At 57.9% G+C, this 21,417-nt stretch carries 13 protein-coding genes; all 13 read right to left on the reverse strand.

Annotated features, from left to right (window positions below):
* Positions 1-118 precede the first annotated feature (118 nt).
* Positions 119-1,321 (reverse strand): methionine adenosyltransferase, encoded by a 1,203-nt coding sequence (metK, locus tag THECO_RS18580; protein ID WP_015256548.1) that lies wholly within the window; start codon positions 1,319-1,321, stop codon positions 119-121.
* 244 nt (positions 1,322-1,565) lie between these two features.
* A complete protein-coding gene (locus THECO_RS18585) occupies positions 1,566-1,835 on the reverse strand; it encodes an alpha/beta-type small acid-soluble spore protein (protein WP_015256549.1) in 270 nt (89 codons plus the stop codon).
* A gap of 81 nt (positions 1,836-1,916) precedes the next feature.
* Positions 1,917-2,405 carry a hypothetical protein gene (locus THECO_RS18590; protein ID WP_015256550.1) on the reverse strand — a complete coding sequence of 163 codons (489 nt, stop codon included), beginning with the start codon at positions 2,403-2,405 and terminating at the stop codon, positions 1,917-1,919.
* A 21-nt stretch (positions 2,406-2,426) separates the two neighbouring features.
* On the reverse strand, positions 2,427-4,940 hold the full coding sequence (locus tag THECO_RS18595) for a hypothetical protein (RefSeq protein WP_015256551.1): 2,514 nt from the start codon (positions 4,938-4,940) through the stop codon (positions 2,427-2,429).
* A gap of 137 nt (positions 4,941-5,077) precedes the next feature.
* Positions 5,078-8,068 carry an S-layer homology domain-containing protein gene (locus THECO_RS18600; RefSeq protein WP_015256552.1) on the reverse strand — a complete coding sequence of 997 codons (2,991 nt, stop codon included), beginning with the start codon at positions 8,066-8,068 and terminating at the stop codon, positions 5,078-5,080.
* Positions 8,069-8,589: 521 nt separating this feature from the next.
* Positions 8,590-12,669, reverse strand: a complete 4,080-nt coding sequence (locus THECO_RS18605; RefSeq protein WP_015256553.1) for an S-layer homology domain-containing protein — start codon at positions 12,667-12,669, stop codon at positions 8,590-8,592.
* Positions 12,670-12,944: 275 nt separating this feature from the next.
* Positions 12,945-14,081: an MraY family glycosyltransferase gene (locus THECO_RS18610; protein WP_041853991.1), complete on the reverse strand. Its 1,137-nt coding sequence runs from the start codon at positions 14,079-14,081 to the stop codon at positions 12,945-12,947.
* A gap of 202 nt (positions 14,082-14,283) precedes the next feature.
* Entirely contained in the window at positions 14,284-15,078 is a 795-nt protein-coding gene (locus tag THECO_RS18615; protein WP_015256555.1) for a WecB/TagA/CpsF family glycosyltransferase, read from the reverse strand.
* An 11-nt stretch (positions 15,079-15,089) separates the two neighbouring features.
* Positions 15,090-16,259 (reverse strand): polysaccharide pyruvyl transferase CsaB, encoded by a 1,170-nt coding sequence (gene csaB, locus THECO_RS18620; protein ID WP_015256556.1) that lies wholly within the window; start codon positions 16,257-16,259, stop codon positions 15,090-15,092.
* Complete coding sequence (locus THECO_RS18625) at positions 16,220-18,346, reverse strand: DUF5693 family protein (RefSeq protein WP_015256557.1); 2,127 nt, start codon at positions 18,344-18,346, stop codon at positions 16,220-16,222. The genes csaB and THECO_RS18625 overlap by 40 nt, the downstream gene beginning before the upstream one ends.
* Before the next feature lie 12 nt (positions 18,347-18,358).
* On the reverse strand, positions 18,359-20,068 hold the full coding sequence (locus THECO_RS18630; protein WP_015256558.1) for a phospho-sugar mutase: 1,710 nt from the start codon (positions 20,066-20,068) through the stop codon (positions 18,359-18,361).
* Between the two features lie 54 nt (positions 20,069-20,122).
* Positions 20,123-20,566 carry a 3-hydroxyacyl-ACP dehydratase FabZ gene (gene fabZ / locus THECO_RS18635; RefSeq protein ID WP_015256559.1) on the reverse strand — a complete coding sequence of 148 codons (444 nt, stop codon included), beginning with the start codon at positions 20,564-20,566 and terminating at the stop codon, positions 20,123-20,125.
* 174 nt (positions 20,567-20,740) lie between these two features.
* Positions 20,741-21,256 (reverse strand): CDP-alcohol phosphatidyltransferase family protein, encoded by a 516-nt coding sequence (locus tag THECO_RS18640; protein ID WP_015256560.1) that lies wholly within the window; start codon positions 21,254-21,256, stop codon positions 20,741-20,743.
* Positions 21,257-21,417 lie beyond the last annotated feature (161 nt).

Raw genomic sequence — 21,417 nt, forward strand, 5'->3', positions numbered from 1 at the left:
TCGTACTTAATTTTTCGGCTGATTCGCCGCAGATGTTTAGCCGGCGAGAGAGCAAAAAGGCGGGTAAAACAAAAAAATAAAGCGCGCCTCGCTCCCGAGACACGCTTTGTCATTCCGGTCATTTCAAGGCGTCTGCGCGCAACTGCTCCGCGCGGTCGATGCGTTCCCACGGCAGATCGATATCGGTGCGTCCGAAATGGCCGTAGGCCGCCGTCTTCGCATAGATCGGACGGCGAAGATCGAGCATCTTGATGATCCCTGCCGGACGGAGATCGAAGTTGCCGCGGATGATTTCCACCAGCTTCTCATCGCTGACCTTGCCCGTGCCGTACGTGTCGACGCTGATCGATACCGGATTGGCAACGCCGATCGCATAGGCGAGCTGGATTTCACATTTGTCCGCGAGACCCGCCGCGACGATATTCTTGGCGACGTAACGCGCCGCATAAGCCGCCGAGCGGTCGACCTTCGTCGGGTCCTTGCCGGAGAATGCGCCGCCGCCGTGGCGCGCGTAGCCGCCGTAAGTATCGACGATGATCTTCCGTCCGGTGAGCCCGGCATCGCCTTGCGGTCCGCCAATGACGAATCGGCCTGTCGGGTTGATGAAATATTTCGTATCCTTGTCGAGCCATTCACCCGGTACAACCGGACGAACGACTTGCTCCAGGATGTCTTGCCGGATTTGCTCCTGCGTCACATCTTCTCCGTGCTGGGTCGAAACGACTATCGTGTCGACGCGCACCGGCCGTCCGCCTTCGTATTCGATCGTTACCTGCGTCTTGCCGTCCGGACGCAGATAATTCAACGTGCCGTTCTTGCGCACTTCCGCGAGGCGCCGCGAGATCCGGTGGGCAAGCGCGATCGGGAGCGGCATGAGTTCGGGCGTCTCATTCGTCGCGAAGCCGAACATCAGCCCCTGGTCCCCGGCGCCCAATGCTTCGTTCTCCTGGTTGGCTTCTTTGCCTTCGCGGTATTCCAGCGCGGCGTTGACACCTTGCGCGATGTCCGCCGATTGTTCGTTCAGCGACGTGAGAACGGCGCAGGTATCGGCGTCAAAGCCGTACTTCGCGCGGGTATAGCCGATTTCGCGGATCGTGCGGCGAACGATGGCCGGAATATCGACATAGTCCGCGCGGGTGCTGATTTCACCGATTACAAGTACCAGACCGGTGGCCACTGCCGTCTCGCACGCGACCCTCGCGTATGGATCGACTTCCAGGAACGCGTCGAGGACGGCGTCGGAAATCTGGTCGCAGATTTTGTCCGGATGCCCTTCCGTAACGGATTCCGATGTGAACAAATGACGGCCTTTCGTCGTCATGGCGGATCGACCTCCTGCTGCATGGGAACTTTGCCCGACGGGCAAGCAAATCGGCTTGCGCCGTCCCTTGCAGGCAGGCGCATCCGTTTGCGGAGAAAGATAAGCCGTTATAAGCTTGAAACTTACAAATTCTTATCTTTCAAAAAATCAACCTTTTCCAATTGGAAAAGGTTGTTAGACAACTTTTCTAATAATCAATGATATCCGATTTGTCGGGTCCTGTCAATTTGAAGTTCGCGGTACATCAAATTCTGCCGAGGATCTGCTCGGCCTGTTGAACCAGCCTTCGCGTAATCATACCGCCGACTGCCCCCGCATCGCGCGTCGCAATGGAATCCCATTGCACGCTGCCGTAGACCGCTTCCGGCTGTGATCCGAGCTCTCCTGACGACTCGGTCAGAAAATCGGCAGAAGGCGATGTCAGGCCAAGCTCGGCCGCAATCTCATATTTCATGCGATCAATCGCGGCCTGACACTCCGGCACGACCTTGATGTTTGAACGTCTTCTCGCCATTGTGAGCACCTCCCGTCGGTTGGTGCCCTTAGTATGAGACGAGAAAACCGCGCCGAAGCGTATAAGATGTTGACATGCGGGTCAGGATCCGCTGGAACTGGGCGCTGCTGTAATTTCATACCCGCCGATGACCAGTACGGTAAGGGCGGCTTTGGCTTGCGGATCCGGCATGACGCCGCGTCCGTCGCGCGGGAAAATCAGCAGATGATTGTTCGCCACCGGCTGTCCGCTTTTGATATCCTTCCCATCCGTTACATCGGATATGCCGTTCGCATCCGAGCTGTAAGCGACGCCTTTGCCGGCACGCAGCACGAACTGCGCACCGGCTTTGGCCAGCAATACTTCGCCCGGATTGACCGAGACAACGGTGGTCTCAATCCCTTGCGTCGTTCCCTGTCCGCCCCCTGTCGAGCCGCCTGCCAGCAGCTTGTCGACATAGCTCTTCGTGACGAGCGGATCATCGATCGAACCCGGTTTGGCGCTGTCGGCCCTGGAATCCGTGTTTGTGTAAACCATGACTGCAGCGGTTGCCATGGCAATCAATAATGCCGTCAGCCCTGATTTCTTCAATGAAGCTTACCACCTTTCGCGTCACGGAACCGGAATTTGAAAGCTATTGTAAATCTTCGACCCAAGCAAGCGCTTGTAGCCGTCAATTTCTTCATAAATGTTAACTTTATATCCATTGTAAATCAGGCTGCCAATATTCTGGCCTTGAATTTCGACCCGAATTTCCTGCTCGGTTCCGACCCGGAAGCCGCCCCCGTCGTCCTGCTTCGGCTCAACTTCAACGGTCTTGCCATACTTCAAATTGTTTCCTTCCAATTCTACATAAAGCTTCCGACCCGTTTCCAATACGTCGAATTCGGCTGTTTTATCCAGGGTATATCGGATATCCAGGCGTACATTCGAAGCATCGGACAATACCGCGAATGCATTATGGATCCTCAGCTTATACGGTCTGAAGGAAAGATCGACAAGCTCTTCTTTGGCGACATTTTGATTTTTCGGCAGTTTGAACGATACAGCGCTGATATAACCGTCCGGCGTTCCGTCCGGCTTTGCATATTGTCCGTTCTCGATCGCTTCACCGATGACCAGTTCCACGTTGCCGTCGCTGACGAACGTTTTCGGCACGACGGCTTTTGCCGCCAGATGTGCTTTGCCTTTCGTTTTCACCTGTGTCTTGACATTTTCAATCTCGGCTTCAATGTACGTGCCGTCACTTGTCTTGAAATAAGCTTTCAGTGCCGGCAGTGTTTTTGAACGGCTTTCGTCATTCGTGTACTGGAACTCGGCATAGAGCAGATCGTCATCTTTGCCTTCGAAAACATAGGTGTTCAGAAACTCAAGCGAAGCGCGTCTGCCGACAGAATTAATCGTATGCTTGCTGCTGATCGGTACTGACGGTGCCGGGGAAATTTTATCTGCCCTGAACAGACCGATGGTCGCTTTCGCTTCACCGGAGGTTTGCTCCGTCAGGTTCAATGTCAGTTCATCAAACGTGTAGGTGTATGGAACCTTGGTCGATACGACATAGCGCGTCTTTTCTTTGGCGCCGAGCATGATCTTGTCTTCGAGTTTCATGATCTTGACGTCTTGCTCGTTCACACTGATGCCATTCAGTTTCAGCGCTGCGGTGATCTGCGGAATGATTTGCGAAGTCGAACCGAGGTTCTCGACCTCGACATAAGCGTTGATGAGATCCTGTTCCCCCCAGGGGAGACGCTCTACCCGCGAAACGCTGATCTGGTAAAGCCCGTATTCGTTGCGGTATCGCTTGCCTTCTACCGGTCCCGTCGCCTGTTCAGCACTCAGTTTGAATGCCGCTGCGACATACTCCGTCGGATTCGCTTCGTCCTTCGGATACCGAACCAGCAAGGTGAACGGTCCGTTAACAGTTGGCGGCGTGACGGCAGAACCGATGATTTCCTTATCGATCCCCGGCACAACCTGGACTTCAGCATCTGGGACCTCTACAGGATAGCGGACGCCGCGGCTGTCCATCAGTTCATATTTATATTTCGGAAGCGTGACGGCCGAGTCGCCCTTGTTCGTCCACTTGAGCGTAACCGTCCATTCATTCTGGGTTTCCGTTCTGTCCACATAGAGGGTTTCAATGCCGGCTTCCATGGCATTGTCCGACACTTTCAGCTGCGCTTTCTGATTCTCTCCGGTTATAAAACTCGAAGCGGTATCCCATATTAGGTTGTACATGGCGATGGGCGTTTCGATGGCCTGTTCGCCGCCTGAGACAGCCTGAACAATCAGCTTCGTTCCGTTCAGATCAATGCCGGATTTGATTGCTCCGGACAACGTGACAACAACTTTCTCACCCGGCTGAATGCGCAGCTGGTTGGCAAGGTCGGATGTCAGCTTCACCATATGACCGGCCTTCGTCAAAATGTAAAATTGCAGATTCGGTACCGTATAGGTCATCCAACCGACGTTTTCCATCTCAAAGCGAAGCCGAATCTGATTGTCTCCGCTGACAGCCAGTTTGCTGCCCGGCTGCAGATAAGTCTTTAACTTGTCGTTGCCTTTGCGAATAATGTAGTAATGTTTGGAAGGCACAGAGTTTTGATAGGCTGTTGTAATGGCAGCCTGCCCGATCAATCGCGTATAATTGGGCGCATTGAAATCAATTTTTTGAACCTTGAACACCAGATCCGTGTAGTTCAGGCTTGAGTTGATATTGGCGTAATATTTAAATTCCTCCGTCGTACTGGGTTCCACGATGCCGGATTTTTTGTTGTCCGGATGTTCCTGAACCGTGAACTTCCCGCCGGAAGCAGCAAAAACTTCGGGGTAATAATACGTAAAGTCGATTGCATGTTTGTCGCCGTTGTACACCAATAGCGTAAAGAATACTTTTTTGCTGTTGTTGTCATACTGAAAGAAAATATCTTTGATTTGAACATAGCTGTTCGCTGATATCATGAACGTCTTCAACTTTGTGCCGGCAAACGGCTGCACCGTCTGCGCTTGCGCCGGCGTTGCAGTCTTTGAAGGTGCGGCTGCAGACCATGCGGCATTGGACAACGGGATGAGCAGCATGCTGCCGGCTATCAACGCTGTTCCCGCTGTTTTCGCAATTTTTCTCATAATTCTTTTCTCCTTTTGCCTTCATCGTTATTTATATAGACGAACAGACAGGCAAAAAGTTGCTGAGCAGATTCATAATTCAAAATAACAAAAGAAACCCCGATTCCGAAGAATCGAGGTTTCTTGATAGTGGCAGATTACTCGGCTACAACCCTCAGCGTGATGCTTGCACCGGATACCTTCGATACAAAGATCAGCGAGAAGGAGTCGCCTTGATCGATGCCGCTTACGGTTACCGTATCGCCCGACTGACCGTTGTTGGTGTAGGTAATGGCCGCACCAGCAACGTTGTCGATATTTGCAACGGTTACGTTGAAGTTGCTGAGATCAGCACCTTCAGCAGCCGACATCTTGAAGCCAAATTGGTCTTTGACTTTCAGCGTGCCGAAGACGTTTCTGACGACGTCGTTGTTTTGGGTCAGGTTTGCGACGGAACCTTTGACGACAAGATCCTTGGCTTCCAGACCGTTGGCATTTTCCAGTTCGAACGACGTTACAGCAAGAGCTGCATTAGAAATAACAAGTTCTCGCTCGAGCGTTTCACCGGTAGCAACGATCGTCACTTTCAGCGTAGCTTTACCTTCACCGTCAGTAAAGGTGCCGTTAAAGCCGCTTGCATCAATCTTGCCACCCCTTACAACAACACCGTTCGAAGCCGTTGCGGTGTAAGCGTCGAGCGGCAGTGCAACCGTCGTGCCGTTCGAACGTTTGCCGACAACTTTCAGGTCAACTTGACGGTTCAGCTTGTTGCTCAGCTTCGGTACTTGATCAATTGCATATTCGGCAATACCGCTGTTGTCTACAACGCTGAAGACAAAGCTTTCATAGGAGTAAACAACAGAGTTGTCAGCCTTATTTACAAGTTGAACCTTGATCCGTTCATTGCCTTTCTGCAGTGCCGTAACCGTAATGGAATCATTCGCATTCGCCAGTTCCGTTTTAGAAAGCGATACAACGTCCGGATTATTGTCAGCTACCGAAACAACAACTTTGTGCGTGTTAGCAGACAGCAGGTCAGCCAGCTTCTTGTCGCGACCGTAGTTGTCCTTCACTTTGATGTAGTCCGGTTTGATCGTCGTCGTTGCACCCTGAGCCAGCGATGCGGCGACATCGGAGGTCAGACCGGAGATCGACTCCGGATAAGCCGGTTTTTCGATGTTAATAACGATTTGCGACGTATTCGGCGTACCGCTGACATAAGCCATGATCGGGTACGGAATCGCAATCTGCTGGTTCGGATCAGGAGTCGGAAGCGTCAGTTCAATGTAAGCTTCCTTCGTCACGTAATCTTGTTTCAGTTGCAGACCTGCCGGGTTCTGCGCAGTCGGCGTCGGCGACAGGACAATTTTGCCAACCAGGTCGCTGTACTTCTTGATTTGGTTGCCAAATTGGTCTTCTGCAACAAACGGAATCTTAACCGTAACGTCGTTGGCAGCAACAACTTGCGACGGAGCGCTCAGCGTAATCTTTTGAACCGTAGCAGCCTTCTTGACTTCTACGTCATACGAGTACTGCTTGCCGCTCAGCGTCATGATGCGAATCGTGTTCTTGCCATCGAAACCAGGCGTGAAGGCCGGAGCAGCCAGTTGGATACCAACTTGGTCTTTGTTCGGACCGTTGTTGTCGGTTGCCGTAGTATTCACATTGAAAATACCCGGATTCGATACCGTTACGAATGCGCCGTTATTGAATTTCGATGCATCCAGTTTGTTGCCGTATTGGTCCTTGACTTCGAGGAGCAGGACATAATCCGAGAACGTCGAACCGGTGTTCAGTTCTTTGTTGTCCGGATGATAAAGACCTTTAACCTCAACGCTGTCAACGGTTGCCGGTTGACCGACCTCCAGCGTTTCCGAAATCGTCACGCCATACGTCGAGAGGCGCAGATAACCGGTGATGATCACCTTTTCGCCCAGATAGAACGGAGACGTAGCGGGCACTTGAATCGTCAGAACGCCGTTGGCAGACGTTACGTTCGTCGTCGGTTTGCCGACTTGGAAAGTCGGAGTACCAACGTTCGATGCTTCTTCACCATATTGGTTCAGAATTTGGTAGCCAACTTTCGCCTCGGTGTAATTCGGCGTGCCGTTAGCATTGGTGGAGAGAGCAAGCTTGTCGCTCTTGAACTTCACTTGCGTGATTCTTTCGTCTTCTGCCGTGAATTTCGCAACGACGTCATCTTTATCAATGCCGCTGATCGTAACCGTCGTTTCGCCGGCTTGCAGCTTCGTCGTCAGTTCGAGAACAGCTTTCTTCTTGTCGTCAGAGAATGCAGCTTTGTCAACGACGCGTTCAGCAATGCCGTTCTTCACAGCAAATTTGGCTTTCGAATCGTCGATCGCTTGGTTGAAGGTGACTTCGATCTTCTTCGCGCCTACTGCTTTTGCAGATGCAGCGACAGCTTCGAATTCAACTTCAACTTTATACTCGCGATCTTTGTACGTAACCGTAATCGTGTTCTTGCCCAGCTTCAGCGGCTTGTCGAGCTCAACTTCAACTTTGCCGCCGTCCGAGAACGATACGACAACTTTCGTTGCGCTGACGACTTCATAGCCCTTAACTTTCGCGATGTTTTGGAGAACTTGGTAAACTTCATACGTAACGTCTACCAGGTCACCGCGCGTTGCGTTGGCCGTGTAGTCGCCGAGCGGTTGAATGAGGCCGGCTGCGATTGCGGCTGCGATGTACGGTTGCGCCCAAGCGCCGGCTTTGCCTTCAACCGTAGCATCTTCGTCGATTTCAAGACCGACGATCGTCACGGCAACTTTGATCAGCTCTTGCAGCGTCACATTCTTCGACGGTGCAAATTTGTTGTTGCCGGTGCCTTCCATGTAACCGGCTTCCGCAACAGCGGCGATGTCCTTCGACGCCCAGTGGGAGCCCGGAACGTCATTGAACTTCGCCGTGCCGCTGGACGTTACGCCAGTCAGACGAGCGATGATGCCAGCGAACTCGGCGCGGGTCATTTCATTCTCGAGTGCGGCGGAACCGTCACCCGTACCTCTGAAGACACCCGCTTTCTTGAGCTCGTTGTACTTGGATTGAGTGTCGGTTGCTGCGGCTGCTACGGTCGCGAACATCGAGAAGACCATAGCAATGGCCACGAGCAGGGACAAACTTTTCTTCATAACCTTTTTTTCTCCTCCTCTGAACTGCTTCGGATGTTGAGAGTGTTGTGGATGGCTCTTCCTCATCTGCCGATTCACCCCCTTCCCAGAGTTGAGCGCGAATTCGTATTAAATGATGTCTGCGTCAAGTCTCATACGAAAATGTAAGATCATGTCGCAGAAACTCGTAACCGTTGGAAGAAAATCTTGGTAGCTTCATATACGACACTACAACATTATACAATGCTTAGACAATAACCGTAAAGAGGCAGTTCGGAACCGGCAGCCTGCGATGCTCTGCAAATTCCGTGATTCCCGAAAGTCATGTATTTAGACGCAGACGGTTCAAAAAAGTTGCGATGTTTTGCTCAGATACGAAGAAATTATTTTTTGAATTTCCGCTGGTTGAATCGGCTGACTTACGCTTATGAGTATAGCTTGATGAGGTCTCGCCAGTCGATATTAACTATCTTCCAAGAAGTGCGATTTTTGCATGCGGAAAACCGGATCATGATGATCCGGTTTTCCGTGCATCATCGGGCTTACTGCTGCGGCGCGAAAATCTTCGGCAGCTTCTTCTGGTCGGCCATTACGCGCGCGATGATGATGGCGGCGTCGGACCGCAGCAGACGCGCCGTCGGTTCGAAAACATAGCCTTTCGACAAATCGTTCGCGTCAACCGGCGCACCGGTAATGAATCCTTTCTTCTGGATTGCCGCGATGGCCGGTTTCGCGTAGACGCTGATGCTCGCCTCGTCTTTGAACGCTTTCTGCAGCTGCTTGCGAATGTTGTCGTAATTCGTATCCTGCTTCAGGTTCAACGCATTCGCGAGCATGACGGCAGCGTCCTGGCGCGAAATGTAATTGGTCGGCTCGAACGTCTCCGGACGGGTTCCCTTGACGATGCCCGCCCTGGCCGCCGTTTCGATATAGCGGTAATCCCAGAGCGCATCCGGGCTGACGACTCCGCCCGTATCACCGATGTCCATGAAGTGTTTCGGGCCGTCGTAATTGAGCGGCAGCTCGAGCGCGCGGACGATCATCCGGGTGAACTCGCCGCGCGTTACATATTGATCCGTGCCGAACGCGCCGCTCGGATCGATCGCGTTCATGACGCCTTTGGCGAACACGGCTTCAACCGCATTGCGCGCGTACGGATGGTCGATAATATCGTTGTAGCCGGCGGACAGCTTGCCGACGACGTAGTAGCCGAACCGGTCGAACGGCACCGTAATCGTGTTCTTCTTCTCGTCCACCGTGCCGCCGATGTTCTCCCATTGCCGGGTGAACGGGTCGAACCGGAATACGGTGATCGTCACGCCCGCGCTCTGGCGCGCCGACGGGTCGTACCCGAGCGTCAACGTGCCCCGTTTCGACGGGATCAGCTCCCTTTCGGGATTGCGTTGGAAATAGTACTCGCGGCTTTCATCCTTGATTTTCGAGAACGGCAGCGGATCGTAGCCGGACGTAATCGGATCGTAATGCGAAGTCGCGATATCGTCGGCCTGACCCGCGTCGATCCAGAACACCGGGCTGACCTTCACGAATCGTTTCGGGAAGCTCGCGGAGAAATATACCGAGCCCAATTCCACGTTCAGGTCATATCCGGCCGGCACGCTCTCGAACTCGTGCCGGTCCACGACACCGTCCGTCGGGTTGGCGATCGCAAACAGGATGTTGTTGCCGTTGTATACCTGGGTCTTGTATTCTTGCGGCACGTTATAATCCCGCCGAATCAGGTTGGTGCCCCGCTCGAACGACAACGTCAGCGCATTGCCGAACGGCGTATGCTTGTTCTTCATCGTCTCCATGACCTGCGCACCGGGAATGTTCTCCGGCGTATAGGTCACGGTGAGGGTGTCTTGAATCTTCTCCGAGCCGCTCGTAATGACAAACTTGATGTTCGTCGGCTTGTTCGCTTTCAGCCCCGTGACGAGCCCATAGAAAGCGTCCAGTTCTTCTTCCGGCGACTTCGAATAGTCGATGTAACGAACCTTCTTCGCCGGTTTGCCGTCAATCACCACCGATTGCGCGCCTTCGGAGTAGATCAGCACTTCGACGAAGCTTTGATTGATCGTCCGTTTCTCGGATACCGGAGCGAGAATCGTGTACGGTATCGTCGTCGGGTCGATCTCCAGACGGTACGTTGCCCGCGGGCCGTTCTTGCCGCTGTTGAACACCGTGATCGTGTAAACCTTCGGGCTTCCGTCCGGCGGTACGACCTGGTTCGCCAGGATGAATTCGAAAGATTCCTTGTCGTAATCGTACGCCACGCTGATCGGGCTTTCGGAGGAGTTCCTGTTGAACACGTCTTTTCCGTCCTTGCTCTGGAACTTCTGACCGAGATTCCACTCGTACACTTCATCCCCGGTCTGGATATGCAGGATATAGTTCTGCGCGTTGCTTCCGAGCAGGCTGAGCTCCAATTCGACCAGACTCGCGGTGTTGCCCAGATCAATGAAATCGAACGTACCGAAGATGTTCATCCGCGCTTCGCGCGTCGTATATACGGTGCCGCGAAGTTCGAAGTTCGGGTCGTTCTTCATCGGCTCCGTGCGATTCACGCTGTACGGGAAGACGCCGTCCGTGTTCTTCGCCGGAATCTCGGGCAGATTCGTCGGGATGATGACGAATTTCGTCTCGTTGACATAGCTGTTGTTCGGCGTCAGGAAGACGAATTTGACGACATTCTCGCCGCCTTTGAAAATCGCATCGAATGCCTTGTTCAGGTTAGTACTATCGCTTGTATCCAGCATGAACCGCGTTACCGGCCCGGTGGCATTTTCTTGCGTCAGCTTCACTTCAATGTTGTTAATGTACATGAATACCGTTTGCAACTTGGCCGGCGGTCCCGGATCATTGGAGTATCGAATATCGCCGGTATTGCTGACGTTCTTCAGCTCGCCCCGGAAGTAACTGAACACCTGGTTCAGAAGATAGTCCTTCCCGTTGGAATCCGTCGTGTTATACGGAACCTCCATGCCGTCGTACAGCAGATCATACTTCACGTACGGACCGTACAACAGCTGGATCCGGGCTTCGGCCGTCGATCCGGACGCAACCTGGAACTTGAGCGTCATCGTTCCGGAAGCCGGCAGCTTGTCGATCCTCAGGAAGACGCGCTGGAACTGGCGTTCGACACCGTCGACCGTGCGGGTCACATACACCGGCGGCGACATCTTAATCCGTTCGTAATCGAAATCCGTACTCAGAGTTCCTTGCGAATTTCTGACTTCGATCAAATCCACACCCGCTTCTTCCGATCCCGAAGGCGGATTGCCGATCAGCAGTTCCACGCCGAGCGGCAGCGCCGGTATCGTGGCGCCATTCAGCGGCGAACCGCTCATGCCGGGTAGCTGCGTCGTATCAGTCGCATCCGAATACCCCGGAAGATAATTCACTTCATGAATATACGGTTTGTTCGACTCGCGGAGGTAGAACGCGAACCTGCCGGTGGTGTCGATATTCGCCGGCGCATTCTTCATCGCATTCTCGCCGCGGAACTCCAGCGTGTGAAGCGTATCGAAAGAAAGATCGTTGCCTACCTCGCCGATCTTCTGTTCGAACTGGACCGTCACGAATTGGGTGGCCGGCGTGAACGCCGGGGGATCGGGATCAGGCGATGTCAGCGTCAGATTACCCCACCCCAGAGTATCCAGTCGGTACTGGTATTTGGAGTTCGGCGAACCGAAATCGCGGTCGTCCGGCGAATAATTCGTGACGATCGTACCGTTGACATCCTGCTGCGTCACCTTGACCGGCAATATGACTTTGCCCGTGACGTTGACCGGTTCCCCCGATTTGACGGAATAGTTCGGCGCCGACTCGAGCGACACACCGACGTCATTGTTCGGATCGGTCGTCAACTGGAGATCGTAATAGGTCACTTCGCCGTTGTAAAACACGATTTCACGCGTGGTTTCCACGGACTGCGTCCCGTTGAACACTCGGATCGTCACCGTGTTTTTCCCTTTCTTGACGTTGACCGGCGATGCCGCGAACGTCCATCCGTTAATGGAAGAAACCGTATAGGTATAACTGCGGCCGTTCACAATGACCGTCACGCGGTCGGCATTCGGCGCCTTGCCGGTGATGATGATGTCATAGTTCGGCTTATACCGCGACAATGCCGAATGAATGACCGTCGTCCGGTCTTCCAGAATGTCAAATTGCTGTCCGTCGATAATCGCCTTCAGATCATAGAGCGACGGACTGTTCCGGTACTCGATGTAGATGCTGCTTGATACTTCCGTGAACCCGTTCAGGCCTTTGAACGTAATTTTGTTCACGCCCGGGAACAGCTGAATGCTGAGGATCCGAATCGAGTTGCCGTTCAGGATAATGTTGGCCGTCTGATTCGGATTCGACTGGACGACCTGCTCCACCCCTTTCGACTTGACGACTCTCTCGACCGTGTACGAAATGGTGGACCCGATGACCTGGTTGATCGTCCCCGTCAGGTCAATTGTGTTTGTCAAGACAACTCTGGCATTTTCAAAATCCGATTGTTCCCCCGGAAATATGAAATAATCCCCGTCTGCCGCCGATACAGGCGCGATCGCCGTCGGAACCGACACCAGCGCCAGGCAGATGGCCAGCAGCACAGCGGTAAACCGTTTCACGAAAGCTCCTCCTCCTTGCGCAACATCATTTGTCCGAAAAAAGATTCCCGCACCCGCCGTTCAGCCTTCTTCATGCGCGGGTGACAGTCGTTCCCGATTCGTCAACTGCCCTCCTCCTGTTCGACTTCCCGTAACCAAGTTATCGGCGCGCAGGACGCGAATATTTAGTCGAACAACCGCGAAAGCGCACAAAAAAAACCCGGCCGCAAAACCGACCAGGTGAAAGAAAAATGACGGGATCCGTCTTCACGAGCGGGTACATCCCGCGTTCGGCATCACTTCGACCGCGTCGAAATTCCCGCCTTCATCCGCAGACGGGCCAGCAGGTTGAGCACCGGACGGCGCGATTTGTCCACGATCCCGATCAGTTCCGCGCCGATCTGCAGAATGAACACGAGCACCGCGATGACGACGAACGTCACCCAGTTCGCCGACGACAGCGGCACGACGGTCGACATGAAAATCGCGGTCGCGCCGAAGAATGCGGCGATTCCGTAAATGATCAGCACCGTGCCGCGGTGGCTGAAGCCGAGCTCGCGCAGACAATGGTGCAGGTGGCCTTTGTCCGGCGCGAAGATCGGCCGCTTGTTCACCACCCGCCGGACGATGGCGAAGAATGTGTCCGACAGCGGCACGCCGATGATGAGCAGCGGCGTCACGAACGAAACGATCGTCACCTGCTTGAACCCGAGCATCGACAGCGTCGCCAGGCTGAAGCCGAGGAACAGCGAGCCCGAGTCGCCCATGAAAATCTTTGCAGGATGGAAATTGTACCTCAAGAATCCGATGATGCCGCCGAGCAGCGGCGCGCTGAGCAGCATGACCGGCTCGGAGCCCATGATGACGGCCATGACGAGAATCGTCGCGATCGCGATGCCGGAAACACCGGCCGCAAGGCCGTCCAGTCCGTCGATCAGATTGATCGCGTTCGTGCACCCGACGATCCACAGAATCGTCAGCGGAATCGCCAGCCATTCCGCCACCGGCTCAATCGTCTCGCCGAACGGGATGTTGAGCAGACTGATGCGGATGCCGAAACCGAACACGACGACGCAGGCGGCCGCGATCTGCCCCAGCAGCTTCACCTTTGCCGACAGTTCGAACCGGTCGTCGAGCGCGCCGATCAGCACGATGATCGTGCCGCCCGAGAGGAGCGCCGCGATGAATCGCTTGTCATATCCGCTCAGCATCGCATCCGGCAGGAACGGCAGAAGGGCGAAAAGCCCTATCGCGAACGCGGCGTAGATCGCCAGTCCTCCAAGCCGCGGCATAATGCGCGTATGTACCTTGCGTGCATTCGGCTTGTCGACGGCGCCGATCTTGAACGCAAGCGCCTTGACCGCCGGCGTCAGAAGCAGCGACATCGTTGCAGCGATGATAAATCCGATAACGAGGTAAACGCCCGTGGGCATCATCACACTCTCCCGTACAAGCATTGCTGCGTTGCAACCGGATTTGCCGCTTGCCCGCGCGCACGGTTGCGGCAAAACCATAACGAATGCATTATACGCCTCTTGGGAATGAAAATCCATCCTCGTTTTCACCCGATTTTCACAGGCAAAACGGCTGTGCCGTCCTTATCAAGCGAAAGAGAGGCCGATTTGAGCATGCAGCTTAATTTTTCTTAATCTCCGTTTCGCGCACCGAGTCCGGCCGTTCCCCGAGTTTCCGGCCCGCGCGCAGCACTTTCAGCACAAAACGCGGCAGCGCGGCCATCCGGCCCGCGCGCGAAGGCTGGCGAAGCAGCCGGTACAGCCATTCCAGCCCGAGCTTCTGAAAAAACACCGGCGCCCGCTTCGTCCGTCCCGCGATCACGTCGAAACTGCCGCCGACCCCCATCATGACGGGCACGCCGAGCTCATGCTTGTAGCGCGCGATCCACGGTTCCTGCGTCGTCAGCGCGTCGCGCGCGACGAACAGGAGATCCGGCGCGGCTTCCCGGATCGCGGCGACAACGCCGGCGTCATCCTCCGGTCCGAAATAGCCGTTCCGCCAGCCGGCGATCCGGACCAGCGGGTAGCGCTCCTGCAGACGCCGCGCGACTTCCTCGACGACTTCCTGGCGCGCGCCGAGCAGATACGCCGACCAGCGCCGCCGCTCGCCCTCCCGCATCAGTTCGTGCAGCAGGTCGAACCCGGCGACGCGCTCCGGCACCGGATTGCCGGCGAAGCGGGACGCCCAGACGATGCCGGCGCCGTCCGGCACGATCAGTTCCGCCTGCTCCATGACGCGGTAATAATCGGGCCGCTCAAGCGCCGCCATCACCATGATCGGGTTCCCGGTGATCACCTGCGTCGGACGCCGCGCTTCGACCGCCCGCGCGAGATATGCCACCGTCTCCGCCATATTCATCTTCGAGAACGGCAGGCCGAAAATCGGCACCGCCGGATAATCGGGCTTCTGGCTCATGTCGTCACCCCTTATGCCATGCCGCGCAGCGTCTCCACGACAAGCTGCGCCGGCCGGCGCGCTTCCCGGCGCAGCGCTTCGATCGCGGAACCGTGCCGCTCCCGCCAGGCCTCCGCGCCTTCCGGCGTCAGCAGGCCGTCAGCCGCGGAAGCGAACGCCTCCGCATCGAGCGCTTCCGTCGTCCCGATCGGCGCAAGACCGAGCCGGGCGAGAAAATGATCGATCTTCGGATCGTAGGACAGACCGAGCATCGGCACGCCGCGGTTCGCGGCGTAGATGAGCGCGTGCAGCCGCATGCCGAAGATCAGGCTGCAGCGCCCGACCTCGAGCAGCATCCGCTGCGGATCGTCGCCGGGCTCGGCGAGCTCGGCGGCGTCCCCCGCGCCCAGCGCGGCCAGCCGATCCATCACGGCACGCGACGCCTCCGCGTCATCCGGCGTGTGCAGCGGCAGGAAGCGCAGCCGCACGGCGCGCCGGCGGACAAGGGCGGCCAGCGCCTCCGCGACCCGCGCAAGGTCGGCGCCGTCGGGCCGCCAGCGGCGCACCGACACGCCGACCACCGGCGCGGCGCCGTCATCGCCCGGGCCTTGGCCGCCCATGCCATCCCCGGCGATCGCCTCCGCTTCCGCCGGCAGCGGCATCCCCATCACCGGATCGGGCACCACCTCGATCCGCCCGCGCGCCACGCCGAGGCGCGCGAGCAGCGCGGCGCTCTCCTCATCCCGCACCGTCACGATGCGGGATGCGTTCATCGCCGCGCGCACAAGCGGGCGCAGCCACGCCCGCTTGACCGGCCCGATCCCCTGGGCGTAGACGAACACCGGCTTGCCCAGGAGCCGGGCCAGCCCGACGATCCCCGTGTAATAGGGGATCGTCTTCGCGCTCGTCGCGTCCTGCAGCAGGCTGCCGCCGCCGCTGATCAGCGCGTCGCAGCCGCGCAGCGTCCGCAGCACCTCGGCGGGCCGCATCCGGTGCGCGGCCTCGACGCCGTGCGCCGACTCCGTCCAGGCCGGATCGCCGGACAGGACAACCGGCTCAATCTCCACACCGGCCGCCCAGGCTTCCTCCCGGATCGCCGTCACGATCGAACGAAGCACCGCTTCATCCCCGCTGTTGCGAAACCCGTAATAGCCCGAGATCGCTACGCGGAACGCCGCTTGCCCTTCGCGGAGAGCGCCCATCGCCGCCACGCTCCTTCCCCGAGCTGCCACAGGGCGATCAGGATGAGCCCGATGATGAGGCCGAGTCCCAGACCGAGCAGACAGCGGATCAGCGACAGCAGGATCGGCGAATGGATATGCGCGAACGTGTCCACCATCGACAGCTGCCCGAGCACTCCGGCGATCATCAATACCCATGCCGCCCGATAGCGGAACGACAAGAACAGACCGAGGACGAACAGCGGATGCGCCAGCAGAAACTCCTTCGTGCGCGGCCGGACGCCGAACGTCGACTCGAGGAAATTCCGGAACGCGATCTCGATGGACGTCACCTGTCCGGAGTTCCCCGTGCGCGTCATATAATAGTAGCCGACGCCCGCCAGCACGGCCGCGACCACGACGCCGAGCACCGTCACCTTAAGCCGCAGCAGCTTGCGCAGCTGTCCGGATACGGACCGCCCGGTGTACAGGAACACATAGAGCGCGACAAGCGCGATAGGCGCCATGTGCAGCACGCTTACGCCGCGGAACTGCTGCAGCACCAGACTGTATGTCACATTCGTCAGCAGGCCGAAGACGAACGCCGTGCCGCAGAGCGACAGCAGCGACGTCACCGCGAACAGGAAAACAGCCGAAACAAGCCGCCTGCCCGCCGGGTGGCCGTCGAACAGCCACCGGCCGCCGAACAGCCGCTCATCGTCCGCGCCAGCCGGGTCGGCATCGCCGAACCCGCCGACCGGCCGCCGGTCGCCTTCGGTATGCGCACGCACGCGTCCGAGCGACCAGATGACGGCCAGCGTCGGCGCCGCCACCGCCGCGCCGAGCGCCAGCGCCTGCTCCAGCAGCGACGGGCTGAGCACGAACAGGCCGGCGCTGCCGCCAAGACCGATGACGAATGCGATCGGCCCGAAGCCGCGCAGGAACGCATCGAGGAGCAGCGCGATGATCGCGATCGCTCCCAGCGCGACGACCGCGCGCAGAACCTTCTGCCACCCTTCATACCGGTAATCGAACGGCTCGGCGAAGCCCGCCTTGAAGCCGAACCGTTCCAGCTTCGCGACGGCCCCTTCCTCGCCGTCCCGGCCGTCCAGCGCCGCGACCAGGTTGTCCAGCGAATCGGTAATCGTCGGTTTCGACGCGCTGCGCATCGGCGCGGTATTCAGATAGAACATCCGGATATTCCGGTCCTTCGCCGCCAGCAGGAAGCGGTCGGCGATGGCGGCGGGGCTCATCGTGAATGCATCGTTCTCGGACAGCGAGTACAGCCGCACGACATCGTAATCCGTCTTGAAAGCCAGCGTCGCGAAGCCTGCCTGCGGCGTGCGCATGTTCTCGATCGCCGCAAGCCCGAAACCGTACTTGTTCAGCAGCGACGCGAAATGATCCAGGCTCTGCATCTGCGCCTGATCGCCGAAACCCGTCGCCTCGGTGCCCTCGAACAGCAGACGCTCCACGCCGAGCTCGGCGAACCGGCCGAGCATTTCGTCCATCAGGTCCGGATCGTAAGGACGAATCCGGTCCGTAAGACGCGGCAGCAGGCGGAAACCGGCAGCCGCGAGCTCTTCCAGCGTCAGCGGGTCCGGCTCCATCGGCCGAAGCTGCGCATCCTCGACCGACGTCTCCAGCACAAGGCCGGGCTTGCCGCCGAAAGACCAGGTCCGGACCGCGTTTCCGCTAGCCTCGAACGCCCGCCGGAACAGCGGTTCGAGCGCCTCGGCCGCCTTCTCGTCCGCAAACAGCACATACGTGTAGTTCTCATCCGCCGGAGCGGGCTCTCCCTGCAGCAAAGCGGCCTGCATGGAGTTGTAGACGGTGATCCGTCCCGCCCGGGCGAAATCGTCCAGCGACCCTTCGAACACGGCCAGCGTCGTCACGCCGGCCTCCTTGAGCTGCGCCAGCTTTTCTTCCATGAACTGCTGCGGATGCGCCTGATAGGAAGCGACCAGCAGCAGATCGCGGTAATCGAAGACGAACTCGACCGTTTTCGACTTCTGCTCCATCTGATGACGAACGAAACCGAGCGGCAGCGCCGCAAGCACGCCCAGCGCCGTCAGCACCAGGAGCAGCCGGCGCGCCGCCCGGTTCCAGAATCGATAGGCTTGTGGCAAAGTGTCCACTCCTTAACTTCGATTGTCCACCCGCGCCATCACTTCGGCGGTCAGGCGGGCGAGCGCCGCCTCTGCTTCTTCCCGCTTGCTTCTGCGCACGGCGAAATAGACTTTGATCTTCGGCTCCGTACCCGACGGACGCAGGCAGAACCAGGAACCGTCCGCCAGCATGAACTTCAGCACGTTCTCCGGCGGCAGACCGTCCAGTCCCGGAAGATAGTCGAGCACCCGCTCCACCTTGACTCCGGCGACTTCCGCGGGCGGCGCCGTCCGCCAGTCCTCCATGATGCCCTGAATCTTCCGGACGCCGTCCAGCCCTTTCAACGTGCGCGATTCCAGACTTTCGAAATAATACCCGTAGGTCTCATACAGTTCGAGCAGCACATCGTACAGCGTCTTGCCCTGCCGCTTGTACCAGGCGGCCGCCTCGGCGATCAGCAGCGAGGCGACGACCGCGTCCTTGTCCCGCGCATAGTGCCCCGCGAGATAGCCGTAGCTTTCCTCATAGCCGAACAGGAACGTCGCTTCGCCCGTCTGCTCGTAGCGCGTCATCCGCTCCCCGATGTACTTGAACCCGGTGAGCGTGTTGTCGACGCGGACGCCGAAGCTGCGGGCGATGTCGGCCCCCATCTCGCTCGTGACGATCGTCTTCACGACAGCGCCGTTGTCGGGCAGCCGGCCCGCTTCGCGCAGCGCCGTGAGCAGATAGTGCACCAGAATGGCGCCGGACTGGTTGCCGGTCAGCACGACATACTCGCCGCGCTCGTTCTTCACGACGGCGCCCATCCGGTCGCAGTCCGGGTCGGTGCCGATGATGAGGTCGGCGCCTTCCCGCTTCGCCTGCTCGATCGCCATCGCGAACGCTTCCCGCTCTTCCGGGTTCGGCGACTTCACCGTCGGGAATCCGCCGTCCGGCTTCTCCTGTTCGGCGACGACCCGCACGTTGCCGAAGCCGGCCAGCTTCAGCACTTCCCGCACCGGCACGTTGCCCGCGCCGTGCAGCGGCGTATAAATAATGGAAAGCTCATTTCCCGCGCCGGCTTTCAGCAGCCCGGGCCGCAGGCTCTGGGCCGCGACCGTCTCGTGGTACGCCCGGTCTTCGCGCTCGCCCAGCCAGACGATCAGCCCGGCTTTCTCGGCCTCCCCGCGGGCCATCCGCTTCACTTCCGCGAAGCTCTTCACCTTCCGGATATGGCCGATCACTTCCTCCGCGAGATCCGGGACAATCTGGCACCCGTCGGGTCCGTAAACTTTGTATCCGTTATATTCCGGCGGATTGTGGCTCGCCGTCATCACGATGCCGGCATCCGCGCCGAGATGGCGCACCGTGAACGACAGCTGCGGCGTCGGGCGGAGCCCCGGCCACAGATACGTCTTGATGCCGTTGGCCGCCAGCACTTCCGCGGCCGTCAGGGCGAACGCATCCGAATTGCGGCGCGAATCGTGCGCGATCACCACGGCGGGCTGCGCCTTGCGGCCGAGCAGCCAGTTCGCCAGCCCCTGCGTCGCCTTGCCGACCGTCCAGGCGTTCATCCGGTTCGAGCCGGCGCCCATCACGCCGCGCAGGCCGCCCGTCCCGAACTCGAGATCCCGGTAGAACCGGTCCGCAATCTCCTGCTCCTGTCCTTCAAGCGCCCGCAGCTCGCGCCTCGTCTCTTCATCGATCGACGGATCCGCGAGCCACGCCCGATATCGCTCAAGAGCTTCACCCAGCTCCATCATCGTCCCCACTCCTTGCTCGACATCATGATTCCTCAATCGTCCGGCCGGCGCGCCTCAGGCGCCGGCGTTGCCGTCCCCGTCCGTCAGGGCGAACATGATCTCGCCCTCGACGACCGTCTTGCCATCCACCGACGCGACCGCCTTGCCCTTGCCGATCGGCCCCTTGAGGCGGATGATCTCGACCGACAGCGTCAGCGTATCGCCCGGAGTCACCTGCCCGCGGAAGCGGAGATTGTCGATTCCGGCGAACATCGCAATCTTTCCGCGATTCGCTTCGACCATCAGGATGGCGACGGCGCCGACCTGCGCGAGCGCCTCGACGATCAGCACGCCGGGCATGACCGGAAAGTCCGGAAAATGCCCCGCAAAAAAAGGTTCGTTCATCGTTACGTTTTTCAGCCCGACGGCCCGCACGCCCGGTTCCACTTCCAGAATCCGGTCGATCAGCAGAAACGGCGGGCGATGCGGTATGATCGCCTGAATCTGTCTGACATCCATCACGACATCATCATCCTCCCTCAGGATCGGCTGCATAAAATTTCGCGGAACCATCAAGAATAATAATACCCTTCGCGAACCTGCAGATCGCGGAGGTTCAGATAAGGGAGCTTGTCCAGCAGGGATCGAAGCATCCCGCGGGGCAAGCTCCTTTTCGGCCTGGCCGCCGGTCCGTCAGCCCGTCTGACGGCTGTTGAGCGCCCTGAACTTCACGATATACATGACCGATGTGACGAACGAGAACGCGATGACGCACCAGAGCAGCGTAACGCCATACGGCAGTTCCAGGAAAATGAACATCAGCGCCACATAGAACAGCACCGTCGTCAGCTTGCCCATCCAGTTTGCCTTGACCGTTTTTTTGCCCCGGAAATGGAAAAACGCCGACCCCGCGATCATCCCGATGTCACGGATGAACAGCAGCACCGCCGCCGCCCACGGAATAATGCCCGCCATAAGCAGCGACACGATGACGGCGATCAGCATCAGCTTGTCGGCAAGCGGATCAAGCAGCGCGCCCGCCGTCGTCTCCAGGCCTCTGGACCGGGCAATGTATCCGTCCAGAACATCGGTCAGCCCCGCAGCGGTGAAAACGATGAACGCCGAGATCATATGCCCGTTCGCGAATACGATCAAATAGACGGGAATCAGCAAAAACCGCAAAGCCGTGAGCATATTCGGCAGATTCAACGTCTCCCCTCCCCCTCTGTCTGTCTCCGCGTTTGGAGCCGCCTTCCAAGTTCCCCAACCATTATACCGCTTGACCGTCAAAAATAAAACCGCCGCACCCCGCAGCAAACTTTCCGACACGCAGGAACATTTTTCCGATTTATCCTTCAGAATGCGCGTCT

The sequence above is a fragment of the Thermobacillus composti KWC4 genome (assembly GCF_000227705.2).
Taxonomy (GTDB): domain Bacteria; phylum Bacillota; class Bacilli; order Paenibacillales; family Paenibacillaceae; genus Thermobacillus; species Thermobacillus xylanilyticus.

Bases quoted from the DNA above. Each gene is read 5' to 3' on its own strand.
- THECO_RS18630 (WP_015256558.1), bottom strand. From the start codon at position 20,068: ATGATGGAGCTGGGTGAAGCTCTTGAGCGATATCGGGCGTGGCTCGCG.
- metK (WP_015256548.1), bottom strand. From the start codon at position 1,321: ATGACGACGAAAGGCCGTCATTTGTTCACATCGGAATCCGTTACGGAA.
- THECO_RS18615 (WP_015256555.1), bottom strand. From the start codon at position 15,078: ATGAGCCAGAAGCCCGATTATCCGGCGGTGCCGATTTTCGGCCTGCCG.
- THECO_RS18595 (WP_015256551.1), bottom strand. From the start codon at position 4,940: ATGAGAAAAATTGCGAAAACAGCGGGAACAGCGTTGATAGCCGGCAGC.
- THECO_RS18585 (WP_015256549.1), bottom strand. From the start codon at position 1,835: ATGGCGAGAAGACGTTCAAACATCAAGGTCGTGCCGGAGTGTCAGGCC.
- csaB (WP_015256556.1), bottom strand. From the start codon at position 16,259: ATGGGCGCTCTCCGCGAAGGGCAAGCGGCGTTCCGCGTAGCGATCTCG.
- fabZ (WP_015256559.1), bottom strand. From the start codon at position 20,566: ATGGATGTCAGACAGATTCAGGCGATCATACCGCATCGCCCGCCGTTT.
- THECO_RS18600 (WP_015256552.1), bottom strand. From the start codon at position 8,068: ATGAAGAAAAGTTTGTCCCTGCTCGTGGCCATTGCTATGGTCTTCTCG.
- THECO_RS18610 (WP_041853991.1), bottom strand. From the start codon at position 14,081: ATGCCCACGGGCGTTTACCTCGTTATCGGATTTATCATCGCTGCAACG.